General features: G+C 68.6%; 15 protein-coding genes. 9 read left to right on the top strand and 6 right to left on the bottom strand.

Features of this window, described 5'->3' with window-relative positions:
- Positions 1–44: 44 nt before the first annotated feature.
- The gene (locus AC1DYS_RS03920) at positions 45–488 is read right to left on the bottom strand and encodes a VOC family protein (RefSeq protein WP_477896236.1); all 444 of its coding nucleotides are present in this window, start codon (positions 486–488) and stop codon (positions 45–47) included.
- Between the two features lie 39 nt (positions 489–527).
- Positions 528–1,406 carry a pirin family protein gene (locus AC1DYS_RS03915; protein ID WP_477896234.1) on the bottom strand — a complete coding sequence of 293 codons (879 nt, stop codon included), beginning with the start codon at positions 1,404–1,406 and terminating at the stop codon, positions 528–530.
- A 141-nt stretch (positions 1,407–1,547) separates the two neighbouring features.
- Between AC1DYS_RS03915 and gstA the strand changes: the two genes are divergently transcribed.
- The 5 genes from gstA (at position 1,548) to AC1DYS_RS03890 (ending at position 5,700) form a co-directional block, all read left to right on the top strand.
- Positions 1,548–2,156 carry a glutathione transferase GstA gene (gstA, locus tag AC1DYS_RS03910; protein ID WP_477896232.1) on the top strand — a complete coding sequence of 203 codons (609 nt, stop codon included), beginning with the start codon at positions 1,548–1,550 and terminating at the stop codon, positions 2,154–2,156.
- A gap of 43 nt (positions 2,157–2,199) precedes the next feature.
- Positions 2,200–2,529, top strand: a complete 330-nt coding sequence (locus AC1DYS_RS03905) for a hypothetical protein (RefSeq protein WP_477896230.1) — start codon at positions 2,200–2,202, stop codon at positions 2,527–2,529.
- Positions 2,530–2,679: 150 nt separating this feature from the next.
- Positions 2,680–3,444 carry an endonuclease/exonuclease/phosphatase family protein gene (locus AC1DYS_RS03900; protein ID WP_477896229.1) on the top strand — a complete coding sequence of 255 codons (765 nt, stop codon included), beginning with the start codon at positions 2,680–2,682 and terminating at the stop codon, positions 3,442–3,444.
- Positions 3,445–3,449: 5 nt separating this feature from the next.
- Positions 3,450–4,697 (top strand): cardiolipin synthase ClsB, encoded by a 1,248-nt coding sequence (gene clsB / locus AC1DYS_RS03895; RefSeq protein ID WP_477896228.1) that lies wholly within the window; start codon positions 3,450–3,452, stop codon positions 4,695–4,697.
- On the top strand, positions 4,687–5,700 hold the full coding sequence (locus AC1DYS_RS03890; RefSeq protein ID WP_477896227.1) for a lysylphosphatidylglycerol synthase domain-containing protein: 1,014 nt from the start codon (positions 4,687–4,689) through the stop codon (positions 5,698–5,700). Before clsB ends, AC1DYS_RS03890 begins: the two co-directional genes overlap by 11 nt.
- Here the strand turns inward: AC1DYS_RS03890 and AC1DYS_RS03885 are convergent.
- Positions 5,672–7,294, bottom strand: coding sequence for a thioredoxin family protein (locus tag AC1DYS_RS03885; protein ID WP_477896226.1), 1,623 nt, complete (start codon positions 7,292–7,294; stop codon positions 5,672–5,674). The two genes, AC1DYS_RS03890 and AC1DYS_RS03885, sit on opposite strands and share 29 nt — an antisense overlap.
- Before the next feature lie 178 nt (positions 7,295–7,472).
- Here AC1DYS_RS03885 and AC1DYS_RS03880 point away from each other — a divergent pair, with 178 nt between their 5' ends.
- Positions 7,473–9,320: an AsmA family protein gene (locus tag AC1DYS_RS03880; protein ID WP_477896225.1), complete on the top strand. Its 1,848-nt coding sequence runs from the start codon at positions 7,473–7,475 to the stop codon at positions 9,318–9,320.
- On the opposite strand, the gene AC1DYS_RS03875 is transcribed toward AC1DYS_RS03880, so the two are convergent.
- Genes AC1DYS_RS03875 through AC1DYS_RS03865 form a run of 3 tightly spaced genes read right to left on the bottom strand, consistent with a single transcriptional unit; the run spans position 9,227 to position 14,466 of the window.
- Positions 9,227–12,037, bottom strand: a complete 2,811-nt coding sequence (locus tag AC1DYS_RS03875; RefSeq protein ID WP_477896224.1) for a CHASE2 domain-containing protein — start codon at positions 12,035–12,037, stop codon at positions 9,227–9,229. The two genes, AC1DYS_RS03880 and AC1DYS_RS03875, sit on opposite strands and share 94 nt — an antisense overlap.
- Positions 12,037–13,683: a FecR family protein gene (locus AC1DYS_RS03870; RefSeq protein WP_477896222.1), complete on the bottom strand. Its 1,647-nt coding sequence runs from the start codon at positions 13,681–13,683 to the stop codon at positions 12,037–12,039. The genes AC1DYS_RS03875 and AC1DYS_RS03870 overlap by 1 nt, the downstream gene beginning before the upstream one ends.
- Positions 13,684–13,740: 57 nt before the next feature.
- Entirely contained in the window at positions 13,741–14,466 is a 726-nt protein-coding gene (locus AC1DYS_RS03865; protein ID WP_477896220.1) for a hypothetical protein, read from the bottom strand.
- Between the two features lie 67 nt (positions 14,467–14,533).
- Here AC1DYS_RS03865 and bioA point away from each other — a divergent pair, with 67 nt between their 5' ends.
- The 3 genes from bioA to AC1DYS_RS03850 are packed head-to-tail and all read left to right on the top strand — an operon-like array spanning position 14,534 to position 17,156.
- Positions 14,534–15,841 (top strand): adenosylmethionine--8-amino-7-oxononanoate transaminase, encoded by a 1,308-nt coding sequence (gene bioA / locus AC1DYS_RS03860; protein ID WP_477896218.1) that lies wholly within the window; start codon positions 14,534–14,536, stop codon positions 15,839–15,841.
- Positions 15,838–16,503 carry a dethiobiotin synthase gene (gene bioD / locus AC1DYS_RS03855; protein WP_477896216.1) on the top strand — a complete coding sequence of 222 codons (666 nt, stop codon included), beginning with the start codon at positions 15,838–15,840 and terminating at the stop codon, positions 16,501–16,503. Before bioA ends, bioD begins: the two co-directional genes overlap by 4 nt.
- The gene (locus AC1DYS_RS03850; RefSeq protein ID WP_477896214.1) at positions 16,500–17,156 is read left to right on the top strand and encodes an outer membrane beta-barrel protein; all 657 of its coding nucleotides are present in this window, start codon (positions 16,500–16,502) and stop codon (positions 17,154–17,156) included. The genes bioD and AC1DYS_RS03850 overlap by 4 nt, the downstream gene beginning before the upstream one ends.
- Positions 17,157–17,158 lie beyond the last annotated feature (2 nt).

The raw sequence follows: 17,158 nt of genomic DNA, 5'->3' as shown, positions 1-17,158 counted from the left end.
AGGCGGGAAAGCCGAGAGCTTAGCCTCCGGCCTTTAAGCCGGCTTTAAGAGCCGAGTCGATCCCACGCGTCGTGCCGCTCGCGCCGTTCCTGCCGGTAGTTGGTCACCTCGAGCCGCACGCCATCGGGGTCGGTGAAGAAGGTGGCCCAGTAGTCGGGCGCGTAGCCGGGGTGCAGGTGCGCCTCGCTCGCATCCACGCCAACCTCACGCAGCGCTTTTGCAACCGCGACCACGTCATCGACCGAGTCGACGCGCAAGCACAGGTGATGCAAGCCCGGCGAATACGGATCGTGCGCACGCAGCGCATGCGCCGGTCGCAGCACATAACCGAAGTGGCGGTTGTAGTACTGCACGTGCGGGTCGCCGTTGATCTCGAACCGGTTGGTGCGAAACCCGAGCACCGGCATCACCTTGTCGTAGAAGGCCTGCGAGCGCGCCATGTCCGACACGGTGATGTAGATGTGGTCGATCCCTGTGACCTCGGTCATGGCAGCCCTCTGTTCGATCTTGCGATCGCCGATCCGATCTCAAGCGGCCAGCATGCCGCGCTGGAAGTCTGCCATGGCCTGGTGGATCTCTTGCGCCGTGTTCATCACGAACGGGCCGTACTGCGCGATCGGCTCGTTCAGCGGTTGGCCGGCGATCAGCAGCACCTTGGCTGCGCCGTCCAGCGCACGAATGCGCACCCCATCGGCCGCCGCATCGTTGGTGAGGATGGCCATGCGCTCGCTGTCCACGCGCGTGCCTTCGACCTCCACCGCCCCGCCGAACACGTAAATGAATGCGTTGTGCCCGGCCGGCACAGCCTGCTCGAACACCGTGCCTTGCGGCAAGGCGATGTCGAGGTACAGCGGCTCGGTGGTAGGCCGCCTCACCGCGCCCGCCACGCCGTGGCTGCTGCCCGCGATCACGCGCACCGACACGCCGTCTTCCAGCGTGAAAACCGGCACGTCGGCAGGCGGCACGTCGCGATAGGCGGGCGCGGTGAGCTTGTCCTTGGCGGCCAGGTTCACCCACAGCTGGAAGCCGGCCATGCGGCCTTCTTCCTGCTCGGGCATTTCGGAATGGATGATGCCGCGGCCGGCCGTCATCCACTGCACGCTGCCGGGCTCCAGCAGGCCGACGTTGCCCACGCTGTCCTGGTGGCGCATGCGCCCGGCCAGCATGTACGTCACCGTCTCAAAGCCGCGGTGCGGGTGGCTCGGAAAGCCGCCGATGTAGTCGCTCGCCGCGTCGCTGCCGAAGGCATCGAGCATCAGGAACGGGTCGAGCCGCTTCTGCAGCGGCTGCGTCAGCACGCGCGTGAGCTTGACGCCGTCGCCATCGGACGTGGGCTGGCCGCGCACCAGGCGTTCAACACGGCGCGACGCGGTCAGGGCTGGGGTGGGAGTGGTGCGTGTGTTCATGACGATCACTCTACGCCGCGCCCCTTTGCGACAGACGCGGAGTTTTTGCATGGCGTGCTCAAACCGCTTGCATGCAAACGGGTCGACACAAAAGTGGCGTACGCGGTGTAATGAACACCCCTGCTTTCCGACCTAACCACCATGAAGCTCTACTACAGCCCCGGCGCGTGTTCGTTGTCTCCCCACATCGTTCTGGCCGAAGCTGGCCTGCCCTTCGAGCCGGTGCTCGCCAGCACCAAGACGCACAAGCTGCAGGATGGGACCGACTACTACGGCATCAACCCCAAGGGCTATGTGCCGCTGCTGGAGCTCGACAACGGCGAGCGCCTGAGCGAAGGGCCGGCCATCGTGCAGTACCTCGCCGACCTGGCCCCCACCAGCAAGCTGGCCCCAGCCGCAGGCACGATGTCGCGCTACCGCCTGCAGGAGTGGCTCAACTTCATCACCTCCGAGATCCACAAGGCCTTCACGCCACTCTTCACCCCCGGCACGCCCGAAGAAACGAAGACCGCGTACAAGGCCCGCCTCGCGAGCCGCTTCAGCTACGTGAACGACCAGCTCGCCGGCAAGCAGTACCTGATGGGCGACGACTTCACCGTGGCCGACGCCTACCTCTTCACCGTAACCCGGTGGTCGGGCAACGTGGGTGTCGACTACAGCTCGCTGCCCCACCTCGTGGCGTACATGGACCGCGTGGCGGCCCGACCGGCCGTGCAAGCGGCGATGAAGGCCGAAGGCCTGCTGAAATGAACCGCCGCGCAACTTTGCCGGTGGCCAGCTGATGGGCTGGTCGATGCTTGCCCCGCTGCTGGTCGCCGCAGCGGCCACCAGCGCGCCGCAGACCGGGCACTACGACGCCCGGCTCTGCGTCAGCGTCTCGGCTCAGCCCGCGAACTGCGGCGCGGCGCAGGCGCAAATGATGGCCGACGGCGAGTTGCGCATCCGCGTCGACGACATCGTCTACCACCTCGTGTTCGGCGAGGGCCAGTTGATCGGGGTGACGATGCACGGCAACATGCAGGTCGCCGAGTTCGCATCGCCCTACCGATGGATGGGCAACCTGCTCCAGTTCTCCGACGCGCCGCGCGGTCTGCGCTACGAAGTGCAGCTCGGCACCAAGTAGCAGGCGCTCCCCGTCGAGGTGCATTCCGGCCCCGGCGCCGGCCATCGCGATCCATTTGCGCGGCCGGCCTGCGCGCCACGGCGGCCTTTTCCTACAGGCTGTTTGCCCCATCGTCGGTAGAAATGCAGGGTTGCCAACGCCGCCCTGCCCATGCCCTCCAAGTCCCCCGCTTTTTCGTTCAAGGTGCTGACGGTGAACACCCACAAGGGCTTCACCTTCTTCAATCGAAAGTTCATCCTGCACGAGCTACGCGATGCCGTGCGCAGCGTAAGCGCCGACGTGGTCTTCTTGCAGGAGGTGCAGGGCTCGCACGAGAAGCACCCGAGCCGTTATGTCAACTGGCCCGAGGCGCCGCACTATGAATTTCTGGCCGACACCATCTGGCCCGAGTTCGCCTACGGCCGCAACGCGGTGTATCCGAGCGGCCACCATGGGAACGCGGTGCTGTCCAAGTTCCCGATCATCCACTACGAGAACCATGACGTCTCGATCATGGGCCCCGAGCGCCGCGGCATGCTGCATTGCGTGCTGCGCGTGCCCGGCCCCGACGTCGAAGTGCACGCCATCTGCGTGCACCTGGGCCTCGCGGAGGCGCACCGCAAGAAGCAGCTCGAATTGCTGTGCCACCTGGTCGACCACAAGGTGCCGCCGAATGCGCCGCTGCTGATCGCCGGTGACTTCAACGACTGGCGGCGGCGCGCGCACCGCGTGCTCGAGCGCTGCGCCGGCCTGCGCGAGGTCTTCGTCCATGCCCACGGCGTGGCCGCAAAGACCTTCCCTGCACGCTTCCCGATGCTCGCGCTCGACCGCATCTACGTGCGCAGCGCCAAGGTGCACGCGCCCGTCGTGTTGCCGCGCCGGCCCTGGTCGCACCTGTCGGACCACGCCCCCCTGGCCGCAGAGATCAGCCTATGAACCCGATGACGCGCTGGACGCCCGGCAACCACTTCAAGCTGCTCGAGAACGGCGAGGAGTTCTTCCCTGCCGTGTTCAACGCCATCGCCCACGCCGAGCACGAGGTGCTGCTCGAGACCTTCATCCTGTTCGAGGACAAGGTTGGCAAGGCGCTGCACGAAGTGCTGCTCGCGGCCGCAAAGCGTGGTGTGCAGATCGACATGCTGATCGACGGCTTCGGTTCGCCCGACCTCTCGCCCGAGTTCGTCGACGCGCTCACCAGCGCCGGCGTGCGACTGCGCGTGTTCGACCCGCGGCCGCCGTGGCTGGGCGTGCGCACGAATGTGTTCCGGCGCATGCACCGCAAGATCGTCGTCGTCGATGCGAAGCTCGCGTTCGTCGGCGGCATCAACTACTCGGCCGATCACCTCGCCGACTTCGGCCCCGCCGCCAAGCAGGACTACGCGGTTGAGGTGCGTGGCCCGCTGGTCACCGAGATCCACCGCTTCGCACGCGCCGCCATCCACGCACCGGCCGGCCCGCGACGCTGGTTCACCCGGGGCGGGCGCAGCGAACCCGTCCCCGAGCTGCCGCCAGCGGGCGAAGCGCAGGCGCTCCTCGTCACGCGCGACAACAACGCCCACCGCGACGACATCGAACGCCACTACCGCATCGCCATCCGCGCGGCGCGCAAGCGCGTGGTGATCGCGAACGCCTATTTCTTCCCCGGCTACCGGCTGCTGCGCGAGCTGCGTCGCGCGGCGCGGCGCGGTGTCGAGGTACGGCTGATCCTGCAGGGCGAGCCCGACATGGCCATCGTCAAGACCGCCGCCAACCTGCTCTACGACCACCTGCTGGCAGCCGGCGTGAAGATCTACGAATACTGCAAGCGCCCGTTGCACGGCAAGGTCGCGCTGGCGGACGACGAATGGGCCACCGTCGGCTCCAGCAACCTCGACCCGCTGAGCCTCTCGCTCAACCTCGAGGCCAACGTGATCATCCGCGACCGCGGGTTCAACCAGGTCCTGTTCGAGCGGCTCGACGATCTCATCGAACACAGCTGCAAGGAGGTGTCCCACTCGCAGGCCGGGCACAACAACCCGTGGTTGGCGATCCGCAGCTTCGTCGTCTTCCACTTCCTGCGCCGCTTCCCGGCCTGGGCCGGCTGGCTACCCGCCCACTCGCCCAAGGTCGTGACACGCGGCGCCGAGGACACCGACCTGAGAACGCAAGGCGGTGCCGGCAATGAAGAAGCGCTGCACCATGGGCACTGACATCGTCAGCGCTGCCCCGCCGCCCGTGCGCTCGCAGGGCCCGGCCTTCACCCGCAGCAGCTGGTGGCCGCTGGCCAAGCGCACAGCGACGCTGGTGTTCTTCGGGCTGGTGGTCTGGCTGCTCGTGGCCCAGGCCAGGTCGGTCGACTGGGCCGAGGTGATGGTGTCGATCCGGGCCTATCCGCCGCAGGTGCTCGCCGCTGCCGCGGGCTTTGCGATCGCGAGTTACGCGATGTACTGCAGCTTCGAGCTGCTGAGCCGCCGCTACGCGGGCCACAAGCTCAGCACGCCGAAGGTGCTGGCCGCCACCTTCATCAGCTATGCCTTCAACCTCAACCTCGGCGCGATCGTCGGCGGCCTCGGCTTTCGCTTCCGCCTCTATTCGCAGATGGGTCTGCCGCCGGACGTGATCTCGCGCGTCTTCGGTTTCACCATGCTCACCAACTGGCTCGGCTACATGACGCTGGCCGGCGTGGTGTGTCTGGTGCAACCGCTGGCCTTGCCGCCGGAGTGGGAGATGGGCGCCGTCGCATTGAGTGTTCTGGGTGCTGCGATGCTCGCGCTGTGCGGCAGCTACGTCGCGCTGTGCGGCCTGTCGACACGCCGCTGCTGGACGATCCGTGGCCACGAGCTGTGCCTGCCGTCGTTCCGGCTCGCCGTGCTGCAGCTGGTGGTGTCGTGCATCACGTGGATGATGATCGCCGCGGTGATCTACGTGTTGCTGCAGCACCGGGCCGACTACTTCACCGTGCTGGCGGTGCTCCTGGTGTCGGCCGTGGCCGGCATCATCACCCACGTGCCGGCGGGCTTGGGCGTGACCGAAGCGGTGTTCGTCACGCTGCTCTCACCACAGATTGCGCAGACCGAACTGCTGGCGGCACTGCTGGTGTTTCGCGCCGTGCACTACCTGATGCCGCTGGCCCAGGCGACGGTGCTCTACGCGCTGTTCGAAGCGCGGCTAAAGATCAAGGGCCCTATCCCGCCGAACGAGCCGCTGGCTTGAGCAGGCCCTCGCAGGCGCCGCGCTGGCCGTCGGCCTCGGGCAACGCGGCGCACATGCCGTCTAGCTGCCCCTGCAGGCGCCTCACCACGTCGCGGTGTTCGGGCGCCTTCTGCCAGGCCACCAGCTTGTCGCCCACGCGCTTCAAGGCCCGGGCGCTGCGTTCGTAGAACGCGTTCGGCGTGGCGGCGGCTTCGGTGAACACCTGCCCGGCCGCCTTCTCGATGCGCGCTTCGTCTTGCGGCGCCAGCTCGACCAAGGCATTCACATAGGTCGCGCCCCATTGCAGGCGCGTGGCCGGGCCCTCGCTGCGGTTGAAGGCTTCTTCGTACCAGTGCAGTGCCTCGGCCTTGTCGCCGCGCTTCTTGGCGTTGCCCGCCAGGCCGAGCATCAGGTAATAGGGCGAGTGGCTCTTGGCGAGGTTGGCCTTCAGCAAGGCGTCGGATTCATCGGGCACGCCGGCTTCTTCGAGCAGGTCGGCCGCGGTGGTGATGACGGCCTGCCGCTCGTAGCCGTCAGTCGTCTCGCGGTCGGCGCGGGCCACGTGGTCGCGCACGTCGGCCAGCAGCGCCGGCGGTACGCTGGGCTTGGCGTCCTTGGGTGCGTCGATGTGGGCGAGCTGGGCGCGGGCATACAGCGCTGTCAACCGGTCGGCGCGTGACAGGGTCGCATCGTTCGCCAGCCCGGCCAGGCTCGCGTCATAGGCTTCCAGCAGCTGCTGGCGCTGCGGCGTCTTCGGGGTGCTGAGCGCGCGCGTCAGTTCGACGGCGTTGTAGCTCAGAACGTCCATGTGCACGCGCGAAGGCTCCGCATCGCGCAGCACGGCCAGCAGGCGCTCGCGTGCGGCGGCATCGGGCTTGGCCTTGCCATCGCTCGCCGCCCAGGCCTTCAGGAACAGGCGCGTGTCGGCACCCGCGGTGTCGTGCGGACAGGCCGCCGCCAACTGCTTCAGCACGGCCGGCAGCTCCTTCTGCGGCACGATCTGCTGCTCGTCGGTGTCCCACGAATAGAAAGCCAGCATCTTCCAGTCGTTGGCGCTCAGGCCCTTGCCGCCAGAGCGGGCTTCGGCCAGCACCGCCTTCACCGGCCGCTGCGCATTCATGCCCACCGTGAGCACCTGTGTGTACTGCTGCGCGTCGACTTCGCCGGGCAGCCGCGTCAGCTCATCGCCAGCCGGACTGAACAGCACCATGGTCGGGTAGCCGCGCACCTTGAAGCGGGTGCCGAGCTTCTGCGCGCCGGGGCTGTCGCCGTCGATGTAGACCGGCACGAAGGCACGCGAGCGCTCGATGAAATCCTGCCGGTTGAAAAGCGTTGCCTTCACCTGGTTGCACGGCGGGCACCAGGCGGCGCCCCAGTAGACGAAGACCGGCTTGTTGTCGGTCTTGGCCAGAGCAAACGCGGCGTCGACGTCGGCATCGCTCACTGCCTGGCGCCAAGCGATGCCCTTCGCGGCTTCGGGTGGTGCGGCAGCGCTGGCTGGCGCAGACGGGGCCGCACTCGTGGCCACAGGCGCAGACGCCTCGTGCCTGGTACAAGCGGCCAAGCCCATCAGGACGGCAAGCAGGCTCAGCTGAAATCGGGCGCGTAGGTTCATGGGGGCAGTGTCCTGGAGAGGCGTCGAGCGTACCAAGCCAGGGGCACAACCGCAGCGTCCTACATGCGAACGCGGTGTTTGCCGAGGGGTGGCGAGCGCCGGGCTGCCTACCATCGCGCGAGGCCTGTCCGTCTTGTTGTCGACTCACGCCCACCCACTTTGGCCATGCCCGCCTGTGATGAACCTGCTGTCGCGTCTGCCCGCCCCGGGCCGCAAGATGAAAGTCGCGCTGGGCGTGCTGGCCGCCTTCGCGCTGCTGCTGGCGCTGTTCGACTGGAACTGGTTCCGCCCGGCGCTTGAGCGCCATCTGACCCGCACCTCTCAGCGCAGTGTGCAGATCGCTGACCTGCACCTGGGGCTCGATGCCGCGCTGCAGCCCACCGTGCGTCTGCGCGGCGTGCGCATCCAGAACGCTCCCTGGGCCGATCCGCGCCCCTTCGCGGTGGCGGGCGAAGCCCGTTTCACATTCGACTGGGCGAGCCTGTTCCAAGACGTGCGCGTCGTCACGCACCTGGCGCTGGTGGACGCCGACATCGACCTCGAACGCCAGGCCGACGGCCTGCGCAACTGGCGCCTCACGCGGCCCGACGACCGCGGCCCCGCGCGCCTGCGGGTGCTGTGGCTGGAGGCACACAACAGCCGCCTGCGCGTCATCCACCATGGCCTCGGCCTGACGCTGCAGACCGCCTCCACCACGCTGCCCATGGCCGACGGTCCGTTCACCCAGCGCATCGAGTTCAGCGGCAGCTTGCACGGCACGCCTTTCAGCGGCGACACGCTGGCCGGCCCGGTGCTGAGCCTGCAACGCACCGGCGGCTTCTTCCCGCTGCGCGGGCAAGCACGCTCGGGCGGGACCAAGCTGCAGCTCGACGGCCGCGTCGCCGACCTCGTGCGCCTCGGCGGCATCGACGCGCACGTGCAGCTCAGCGGGCCCAGCCTGAGCCAGCTCGAGCCTTTCTTCCCCACCGTGCCCTGGCCGGCATCCAAGCCCTACCGGGCGGAAGCGCAGGTGACCCGGAACGACGCGTCGATGGCGGCCAAAGACCTGCACCTCATCCTCGGCAGCAGCGATCTCGCCGGCGAGCTGAGCTACCACAAGCCCGACGACCGCGCCTCGCTGCAGGCCACGTTGCGCAGCGACAAGCTCAACCTCTCCGAGCTCGCATCTTTGGTCGACACAGCTGGTTCCAAACCAGCCGCCAAACCCGTCAAGCCCAGCCTGCGGGTGTTGCCCCAGACCGCATTGCCTCTGCAGCGCCTGAACGACGTCGACGCCCGTTTGAGCCTGACGCTGAAGACAGTCCTGCTGCCTGACCTGCCCGACCTGCATGGCGTGCGCGCCGATGCCACGCTGAAGCAAGGCCTGCTGCAGCTCGCGCTGCTCGACACCGAGTTCGCCGCCGGCCGGCTGAGCGGGCAGTTCTCGCTAGACGGCCGGCAAGACACGCCCGCGGTGCGCATCGACCTGCGTGCGCGCGGCCTGCGGCTGGAGAAGTTGTGGCCTGTCCTGCCCGATAAGGGCGGCCTCGAAGGGCCGGTCAGCGGCCACGCCCGCCTCACAGCCCGTGGCAGCTCGGTGGCCGCCTGGGCAGGCACTGCCACCGGGCAGCTCGGCCTGTCGATGGAAGGCGGCCAACTGAGCAACCGGCTCGACGCCAAGCTCGGCCTGAACGTCGGCAAGATGCTGCGCTCCTTCTTCAGCGAACGGCAGGTGCCGCTGCGCTGCGGCGCCGTGGCGATCGACTTCGACAACGGCATCGGCACCACGCGCCAGTTCGTCGTCGACACCGATCAGACGCATGTCGAGGGCCAAGGCAGCGTGCACCTGCGCGACGAAACCTGGGCCGTGCTGCTGACACCCCAGGCCCACAAGCCGGCGCTTTTGGCCCTGAACAGCTCGGTGCTGGCCAAGGGCAGCTTCCGCGACTTCAGCTACTCGCTCGACGGCAACAAACGCGCCACCACCGCCGCGAGCGGCGCCTGCACCGCGACCTGTGCGGCGGCTACGTCGCCCGGCTGCGGCTGAGCAGCGCGCAAAGCCGTTTCCAGCCGGAGTGCAGCGGCGGCCAGGTCCATGGCGCCTAGGGTCGCTGCGCTCGACTTCAAGTCGTGCGCCATGCGGAGGGAGAGTCCGGCATCGCCATCGGCCTGGGCCTGCACGAAGCGCTCGGGCCAGCCGTTCAAGGTCTGCGTGGCGGCTTGCGCCACACGCACGTAAAGGCCCATGTTGCCGTCCATGCGCGCGAGCGCGGTGGCAAGGTCGAAGCCCTCGAGCAAGGCCAGGCCCGGCAGCGGCCAGGGCGCGTTGGCAAAGGCCGCGATCTCTGGCCGCACCGCCTCGGCATCGGCCACGGGCTGACGGGCCAGCGCGCGGCGCAGCTGCGAGCGCGAGAACGGCTTGGACAGGTGCGCCGTGCAGCCCGCCTGCAGGCTGCGCCGCTCGTCGTCGGGCATCGCATTGGCCGTGAGCGCGATCACCGGAATGGGCGCGTCGCCACGCTCGCGTTCCACCGCGCGCATCGCGGCGGTGGCGCGGTAGCCGTCCATGCCGGGCATCTGCACGTCCATCAGAACCACGTCGTAGCGGTGGTCGCGAAAGCGCATCACCGCCGCCGCGCCGTCGTGCACCACGTCGATGTGGTGGCCGTCGCCTTCGAGGTAGGCCTCCACGAGCTGCACGTTCTGCGGGTTGTCGTCGGCCAGCAGGATGCGCAGACCGGGCATCAGGTCCGACGACGCCTCGGGCGAGCTGGGCGCCCACAGCGCCACCGGCATCTCCTGGCTGGCCGGCAAGTCGACCTCGACGTGGAACACCGAGCCCTCGCCTTCGCGGCTGTCGACACCGATCACGCCGCCCATCAGCGCCACCAGCCGCAGCGAGATGGTGAGGCCGAGGCCAGTGCCGCCGTAGGCCCGCTCCACGCCGCTGTCGGCCTGGGTGAAGGCCTGGAAGATCTCCTGCTGCTTGGGCGCGGCGATGCCGATGCCGGTGTCGCGCACCTCGAATCGCAGCCGATCGGGCGCACCTGGCACGCGCCGCACGGCGAGGGTGACGCTGCCGTGGTGGGTGAACTTGATCGCGTTGCCGAGCAGGTTGCGCAGCACCTGCACCAGGCGCGGCCCGTCGCCCACCACCACCGGCGGCAGGTCGGCGTCGAACTCGGTGCGCAGGCGCAGGCCCTTCTGCGACGCACGGGCCTCGAACAGCACCGTCTGCTTCGCAGCCAGGTCGACCAGCGAGAACGGCTGGCGGTGCAACTCCAGCAGCCCGGCCTCGATCTTCGACAGGTCGAGCAGGTCGTTCAGGATCTCCACCAGGCTGGCGCCCGCCGACTGGAACAGCGCCACGTGCCGGCCCTGGCGTTCGTCGAGCTGGGTCTGCGCGAGCAGCTCGGCCGAGCCGAGCAAGGCATTCATCGGCGTGCGAATCTCATGGCTCATGTGCGCGAGGAATTCGCTCTTCACGCGGCTGGCCGCTTCGGCCGCCGCACGCTCGCCTTCGAGCCGCAGTTGCGACGCCATCATCGCGCGGCGCCACTGCAGCAGCGAAAGCAGCGCAAAGAAGGTCAAGGCCAACACAAGCCAGGCCACGTGTGACTGCCGCCCGGCCATGGCATACGCCGTGCCGTCGAGCACCAGCAAGCCGAGCAGCGTGCCGAGCACCCAGGCGAGGTCGGCACCGGGTTTGAGTGCACCGCGCCGCAAGGCCGCCAGAGCGGGCACGCAGGCGAGCAGCAGCCACAGCGCATCGAGCCCCCGGCGCGGCGGCGTGATCAGCTGGCCGCTTTCCATCGCCATCAGGGTGTCGGCCACAGCGCCCGGGCCCCAGCGCGGGCCGAGCACCGTTTGCGCGCGGTCGCCGAGCACGGCGCTCGCGCCGATCACGACGACCTGGCCGCGAAACTCGCTGGTACTCGCCGCGCTGCCCGCCTCACTGGCCGCCAGCGCCGCACGCGCCACCGATTCGTAAGAACGCAGCGGCAGCGCGTCGGCACGGCGGTGAAACGCCGGGCGCACGCGGCCCGCCGCGTCGATGGGCCAGCGCAGGTCGTTCAGCTGCAGTTCGCCATCGAAGCAACGCAGCACGAGGTCTGTGTCACCGCGCGCCGCCAGCAGCGCCGCGAGCGGCAGGGAGGGCAGCACCTGCTCAGCGTCGGCGTGCCACAGCGGCCAGGCACGCAGCTGGCCGTCGGCATCGGTGGGGGTGGAAACCATGCCCAGCCGAGGCATCGCGGCCTGCAGCGATGGCGCCGGCAGCAGCAGCCCGGCCCAGCCCTGCACCGGACACCCCGCGGGCCCCTCTTTCGCCACCGCCTCGGTCGCCGACTGGGCCGGCAGCACGCTCGCCGCCAGCACCACGCGCCCGGGATACGCCGCCAGCACGTTCGCCAGCGCCCCATCGCCCTCGCGCGGGTCCGCCAAAACGAGATCGATCACCACCGCCCGCGCCCCGGCGTCGAGCAGGTGGCCCGTCACCTTCGCGAGCAGCTCGCGGCTCGGTGGCCAGCCGCCGAATTGCGGCCGCAGCGCCTGCACCGACGGTTCGTCAATGTCGACCAGCAGCACGCCACCGGCGGCCCGCTGAGGTGCGAACACGCGGGCCTGCAGGTCGTGCATTGCCGTCTGGGGTTTGTCGAGCACCCCAGCACTCCAGACGATGGCTGCGAGCGCCAGGGCCAGGCACCAGACCGCGGCCACGCTGCGGCGGCCGGGCGGTATCCACCCGTTGGCGACCTGGCCCATCACAACAACAAGAGCACCAGGGCAGCCGGCACCGCCCACCACCACGGGCTGAGCGAAACCTTGAACTGCTGCGCCGATCCGTAAGGCCCGACGAAACCATCGGCGTCGATGGTGCGCACGCGCAGGTAGTAGGTCCCGCGCGGCGGCTTGTCGAGCACGAGCTCGGGCAGGTTCTCGCGCCGCTCCAACACGATCTGCTGGAAGGCCGGGTCGCTGGCCACCTGCACGTCGTAAGCGTCGTCGCCCGACCGTGCGCGCCAGCGGAAGACGAGCTTCTTGCCCTCGCCCTTGGGCGCGTCCACCGGCGGCGGTGGGGGCGTTTCACGCAGCTCGAAGCTGGCCGCATCGCTGAACGGCCCCTGGTCATCGCCTTGGGCGATGCTGGCCAGGCGCCAGTGGTAGCGCCCCGCAGGCAGCGGCACGGCCAGGCGGGTGTCTTCAACGTCGGCACGGTCGAGCAGCAGGTTCTCGAAGCGCGCATCGCTTGCCACCTGGATGCGGTAGCGCACGGCGGCGGCCGCCGCCGTCCAGCTGAACTCGACACGCTCGCCATAGGCGCGGCCTTCATCCCGCGGCTCGCCGCTGAACGGCGGCTCGGGTCGGGCCTTCAGCGTGAAGGCCAGCCGGCCGTCGCGCCCCTCCAGGCCGCGCTCGTTGCGCGCACGCACCTGCAGCAGGTAGTGGCCGTCAGGCAGGTCGGCCCACTGCGCCGCGGGCCGCTCGAACAGGCCGTCGAGCAGGCGCTGGTTGAGGCTCTCGTCGGCGAAGACCTGCGCGCGGTAGGCCACGGCGCCGTCGAGCGGCGGCCAAGAGAAACTCAACGGCACGCGTTCGTACAGGGTGGGCAGCGTGCCGAGCCCGGGTGCCGCAGGCAGTGGCTGCACGCCGGTCGGCGGTCCCTCGGGCGTGGCGACCATGCCGAAACCAGCGTCGACGGCGCGCTCGCCGCGCAGCTTCGGTGACGCCACGGCCACACGCCCTTGCGTCACCTCGGCGGCGGTGGTATTTGCGCCTTCGGCCACGCGCACGCGGAACTCGGTGCCGCGCACACCCAGCGTCAAGGCCGGCGTGCGCACGTCGTAACGCGTGCCTGGCGCGTGGTCGGGGTTGATGCGTGAATCGGCCTCGCCCTTTTCGATGCCGATCCGCGAGCTGGTCACGCCGCTGCGGCCGAAGCTCAGCAGCGACTCCATGCGCACCCGCGAGCCGCCCGACACCAGCACGCGGCTCGCATCGGCCAGGCGCAAGGTGACGCTGGCATTGGCCTCGGTGATCAGCAGGTCACCCGGCTGCAGCGTGTCGCCGGCCGACAGGGCCACGGCGTCGGTCTTGCCGCTGTCGCGCATCGCGCGGCCGGTGACGAAGGCAACCGTCGCCACCGTGGCCTGCGCGTGCAGCCAGGTGACCGGCATCGTCAACTCGCGCCCGGGGGGCAGGCGCCGCGGGTTGGGCACACGGTTCAGGCGTTGCAGGCGCTGCCAGCTGATGCCCGGCGCCAGGTAGGTGCGTGCCACGCCGTACAAGGTGTCGCCTTTGACGACGCGGTAGGTCCAAGAGGGCTCGGTAGGTTTCTCTACCGCCAGCACGCCACATGGCAGCAGCCAGGCTCCGAGACAGGCCGTCTTCGCGATCCACGAACGAGACATGCAGACCCTCCTCACCCGGGAGCCGACACCTCTTCGGGCGTTCCCGAAGTCAAGATATCACGGGCTTGGCAGTTCGTCGCCCAACCAACCCTGAGCCTCGTCGTGGCGCCAGCCTTCGACCGGCGTGGCCCGCGCCAGCGCCATCCACAGGGGCAGTGACATCTTCATCGGGCGCTTGGGAGCCGGGCGCAGCACGTCGAGCTGTGTGACCGTTGCATCGGGCGCGGTGGCCATCACGCCGAACTCGGGCGGAATCTCCTCGGGCTTTGCAATGCCGTGCGCGATCACGTACCAGCATTCGCTGCTGAGCTGCAGGTAGGCGGCTCGCTTGGCCTCACGCCGCAGGTCCGACAGCAAGTCGCTGCGATGCACCTTGACCTCGTGCACGATGGGTTCGAGGTAAGCCTCGACCGTGGTGTGCCGGATGGAGAACACGTCGGGCATGGCCATCGCCCACCCACTTGCATCACCCACGTCGACCTTGGCGCGCAGGCTCAGGCCCCGCCACGCGATGCGCCCGGCCCGCGTCATCTCGAGCGCCACACGCTCGACCAGTGTTTCGTGGGCATCACGCCGTGCGCGGTTGCGCTGCAGCGTCTCGGCCAGCAGGGCCACGCCGGCATCGGTGACGCGCAGCGTCTCGTGGCCCGAGGGGTGGCGCACCCGCTCCAGCAGGCCGGCGGCGAGCAGCTCCACTTCCACCAGGTCCTGGCAGGGCCAGCCCGCCGAGCGCCAGATTTCGCGCAGCCGGCGGCTGTGGGTGACGGTTACGATTCCGGCCATTGGCAAGCCATGCAAACAGACAAGACAGAAAGAGAAGAATGAGTTTAGAGCGCCAGGGGCTCACCCCATGAGCCTGTCACTGATCGAACGCAGCCGCCGCGCCGTGTGGCACCCATGCAGCCAGATGAAGCAGCACGAGACGCAGCCGCTGTTGCCCGTCGCGCGTGCGGAGGGCGTCTGGCTCTACGACACCGACGGCAAGCGCTACCTCGACGGCATCAGCTCCTGGTGGGTCAACCTCTTTGGCCACGGGCACCCGCACATCAAGGCAGCGCTGGTCGATCAGCTGAACACGCTGTCGCACGTGATGCTGGCCGGCTGCACGCATGCGCCGGTGGTCGAACTCTCGGAGCGCTTGAGCGCACTCACTGGCCTCGGCCATGCGTTCTACGCGAGCGATGGCGCATCGGCCACCGAGATCGCGTTGAAGATGAGCGCGCATTACTGGCGCAACCACGGGCACCCGGAGAAGTCGCGCTTCATCGGGCTGCAGCACGGCTACCACGGTGAGACGGCGGGCGCGCTGTCGGTCACCGACATCCCGCTGTTCCGCGAAGCCTATGGCCCGCTGGTGCGCGTGAGCGCCACCGTGCCCAGCCCCGACGCGCGCGCCGCGGCCGAAGGCGTGTCGGCCATCGACCATGCGCGCCACTGTGCGCGGGCCTTGGAGGCGCACCTCGAAGTCCATCACGCCGAAACGGCCGCCTTGATCGTCGAGCCGCTGGTGCAATGCGCCGCCGGCATCGCGGTGCACGACCCCGAGTACCTGCGCCTCGCGCGCGCGCTCTGCGACCGCTACAACGTGCACCTGGTCGCCGACGAAATAGCAGTCGGCTTCGGCCGCACCGGCAGCCTGTTCGCGCACCAGCAGGCCGGCATCCTGCCGGACTTCATCTGCCTGTCCAAGGGGCTCACCGGCGGCACGATGGCGTTGTCGACCGTGCTCTGCACCGACGCCGTGTTCGATGCCTTCTACGACGACCGCACCGCACGCGGCTTTTTGCACTCGCACTCGTACACCGGCAATCCGCTGGCCTGCCGCGCGGCGCTCGCCACGCTCGAGATCTTCGACCAGGAAGACTGGATGGCGCGCAACCGCGCGACGGCAGCGCGCCTGAGCGCGCTGTGCGAGCCGCTCGCAACGCATGAGAAGGTGCTGCGCTCGCGCCAGCTCGGCATGTTGTGGGCCTTCGATGTCGCAACCGACGACCCGAAGTTCGCGAGCCGGTACCACGCGGCGGCCCTGCATCACGGCCTCTTGCTGCGGCCCATCGGCAACACGCTGTACTTCATGCCGCCTTATGTGATCGACGAAGCCGCATCGCAGTGGCTGGCTGACGGTGCGCTGGCCGCCTTGAACGAGGTGCTCGCGTGACGCTCGGCTACTTCGTCACGGGCACCGACACCGAGGTGGGTAAGACGCTGGTGAGTTGCGCGCTGTTGCTGCACCTGCGCAAGCAGCACGCACGGGTCGTCGGCATGAAGCCGGTCGCCGCCGGCACCACGCCGGACGGCGACAACGAAGACGCACAGGCCTTGCGCGCCGCCGGCTCGATCCGCGTCGCACGCGAACTAGACAACCCCTATTGCCTGCCGCTGCCGATGTCACCGCATCTGGCAGCGCGCTCAGCAGGCCAACGCATCGAGGTGAGCGTTCTCGTTGAGCGCTACCACCAGCTCGCAGCGCAAGCCGACGCGGTCGTTGTCGAAGGAGCCGGCGGCTTTCTCGTGCCGTTGAACGAGCGCGAGACCGGTGCCGACCTGGCCAAGGCACTGGGCTTGCCCGTCGTGCTGGTCGTGGGCCTGCGCCTGGGCTGCCTCAACCACGCCCTGCTGACGCAAGAAGCCATCCTGTCGCGCGGACTCACACTGGCCGGCTGGGTCGCCAACCGCATCGACCCGCAGATGTCAGCGCAAGAGGACAACATCGACACCTTGCGCCATCGCCTGCACGCCCCGCTGTGGGCCGACGTTCCGCGATTGGCAGACCCGGCGCCCGCACAAGTCGCGTGGAGCCCTGCTGCACCTTGCACATGAGTTCACTCCTTCTCCGTCTTTCCCCCTCCTCCTGTCAACGCTGCAACAGGCGTCTCATAGACTGCCGCTCCAATCAATCTGTGCCTGCGAGAGCCATGCCCATCCGGACAAAGAATGCGTTTCTTACCTGCTCACTCCTGCTGCTTTCTAGCGCGGCATCGGCGCAAGGCTATCTCGGTATCGCCATCGGCTCAGCTCAGCAGAAAATCGACTGCTCGGGCAAGGTGAGCTGCGACACCAAAGACAAGGGCCGCAAGCTGTACGGTGGCTACAAGCTGTCGTCGATCGTTGCCCTGGAGCTGAGCTACATCGACTTTGGGCGGGTCAACTTCCAAATGGGCGACGTCGTCTTGCGCTACACGGCCGGTTCGACTTCTATCGGAGGCGCGGTGTTTCTGCCGCTTTTGTCCCGGCTGACAGGCGTTGCGCGCCTCGGTGTCTCGTCAAGCAAGGCCGAGGTATCCGACTCCCGGGATAACTTCTACGCATCGACCTCTCAGACCCACACCAACCCCTACATCGGCCTTGGCCTGGGCTTTTCCATCACACCCACGCTGAGCCTCACCGGCAGCTTCGACAGGGCGCGCATCAAATTCAACGGCGCATCAGCCACGTCGACCTTGCTCGCTGTCGGCGTGAGCCAGGCCTTTTGACC

The sequence above is a fragment of the Rhizobacter sp. P2_G4 genome (assembly GCF_056403575.1).
This window is presented reverse-complemented; position numbering and strand designations above follow the sequence as displayed.

What these genes read in the sequence shown, in the direction of transcription:
- AC1DYS_RS03920 (WP_477896236.1), bottom strand. Translation starts at nt 488, where the DNA reads ATGACCGAGGTCACAGGGATCGACCACATCTACATCACCGTGTCGGAC.
- AC1DYS_RS03915 (WP_477896234.1), bottom strand. Translation starts at nt 1,406, where the DNA reads ATGAACACACGCACCACTCCCACCCCAGCCCTGACCGCGTCGCGCCGT.
- gstA (WP_477896232.1), top strand. Translation starts at nt 1,548, where the DNA reads ATGAAGCTCTACTACAGCCCCGGCGCGTGTTCGTTGTCTCCCCACATC.
- AC1DYS_RS03905 (WP_477896230.1), top strand. Translation starts at nt 2,200, where the DNA reads ATGCTTGCCCCGCTGCTGGTCGCCGCAGCGGCCACCAGCGCGCCGCAG.
- AC1DYS_RS03900 (WP_477896229.1), top strand. Translation starts at nt 2,680, where the DNA reads ATGCCCTCCAAGTCCCCCGCTTTTTCGTTCAAGGTGCTGACGGTGAAC.
- clsB (WP_477896228.1), top strand. Translation starts at nt 3,450, where the DNA reads ATGACGCGCTGGACGCCCGGCAACCACTTCAAGCTGCTCGAGAACGGC.
- AC1DYS_RS03890 (WP_477896227.1), top strand. Translation starts at nt 4,687, where the DNA reads ATGGGCACTGACATCGTCAGCGCTGCCCCGCCGCCCGTGCGCTCGCAG.
- AC1DYS_RS03885 (WP_477896226.1), bottom strand. Translation starts at nt 7,294, where the DNA reads ATGAACCTACGCGCCCGATTTCAGCTGAGCCTGCTTGCCGTCCTGATG.
- AC1DYS_RS03880 (WP_477896225.1), top strand. Translation starts at nt 7,473, where the DNA reads ATGAACCTGCTGTCGCGTCTGCCCGCCCCGGGCCGCAAGATGAAAGTC.
- AC1DYS_RS03875 (WP_477896224.1), bottom strand. Translation starts at nt 12,037, where the DNA reads ATGGGCCAGGTCGCCAACGGGTGGATACCGCCCGGCCGCCGCAGCGTG.
- AC1DYS_RS03870 (WP_477896222.1), bottom strand. Translation starts at nt 13,683, where the DNA reads ATGTCTCGTTCGTGGATCGCGAAGACGGCCTGTCTCGGAGCCTGGCTG.
- AC1DYS_RS03865 (WP_477896220.1), bottom strand. Translation starts at nt 14,466, where the DNA reads ATGGCCGGAATCGTAACCGTCACCCACAGCCGCCGGCTGCGCGAAATC.
- bioA (WP_477896218.1), top strand. Translation starts at nt 14,534, where the DNA reads ATGAGCCTGTCACTGATCGAACGCAGCCGCCGCGCCGTGTGGCACCCA.
- AC1DYS_RS03850 (WP_477896214.1), top strand. Translation starts at nt 16,500, where the DNA reads ATGAGTTCACTCCTTCTCCGTCTTTCCCCCTCCTCCTGTCAACGCTGC.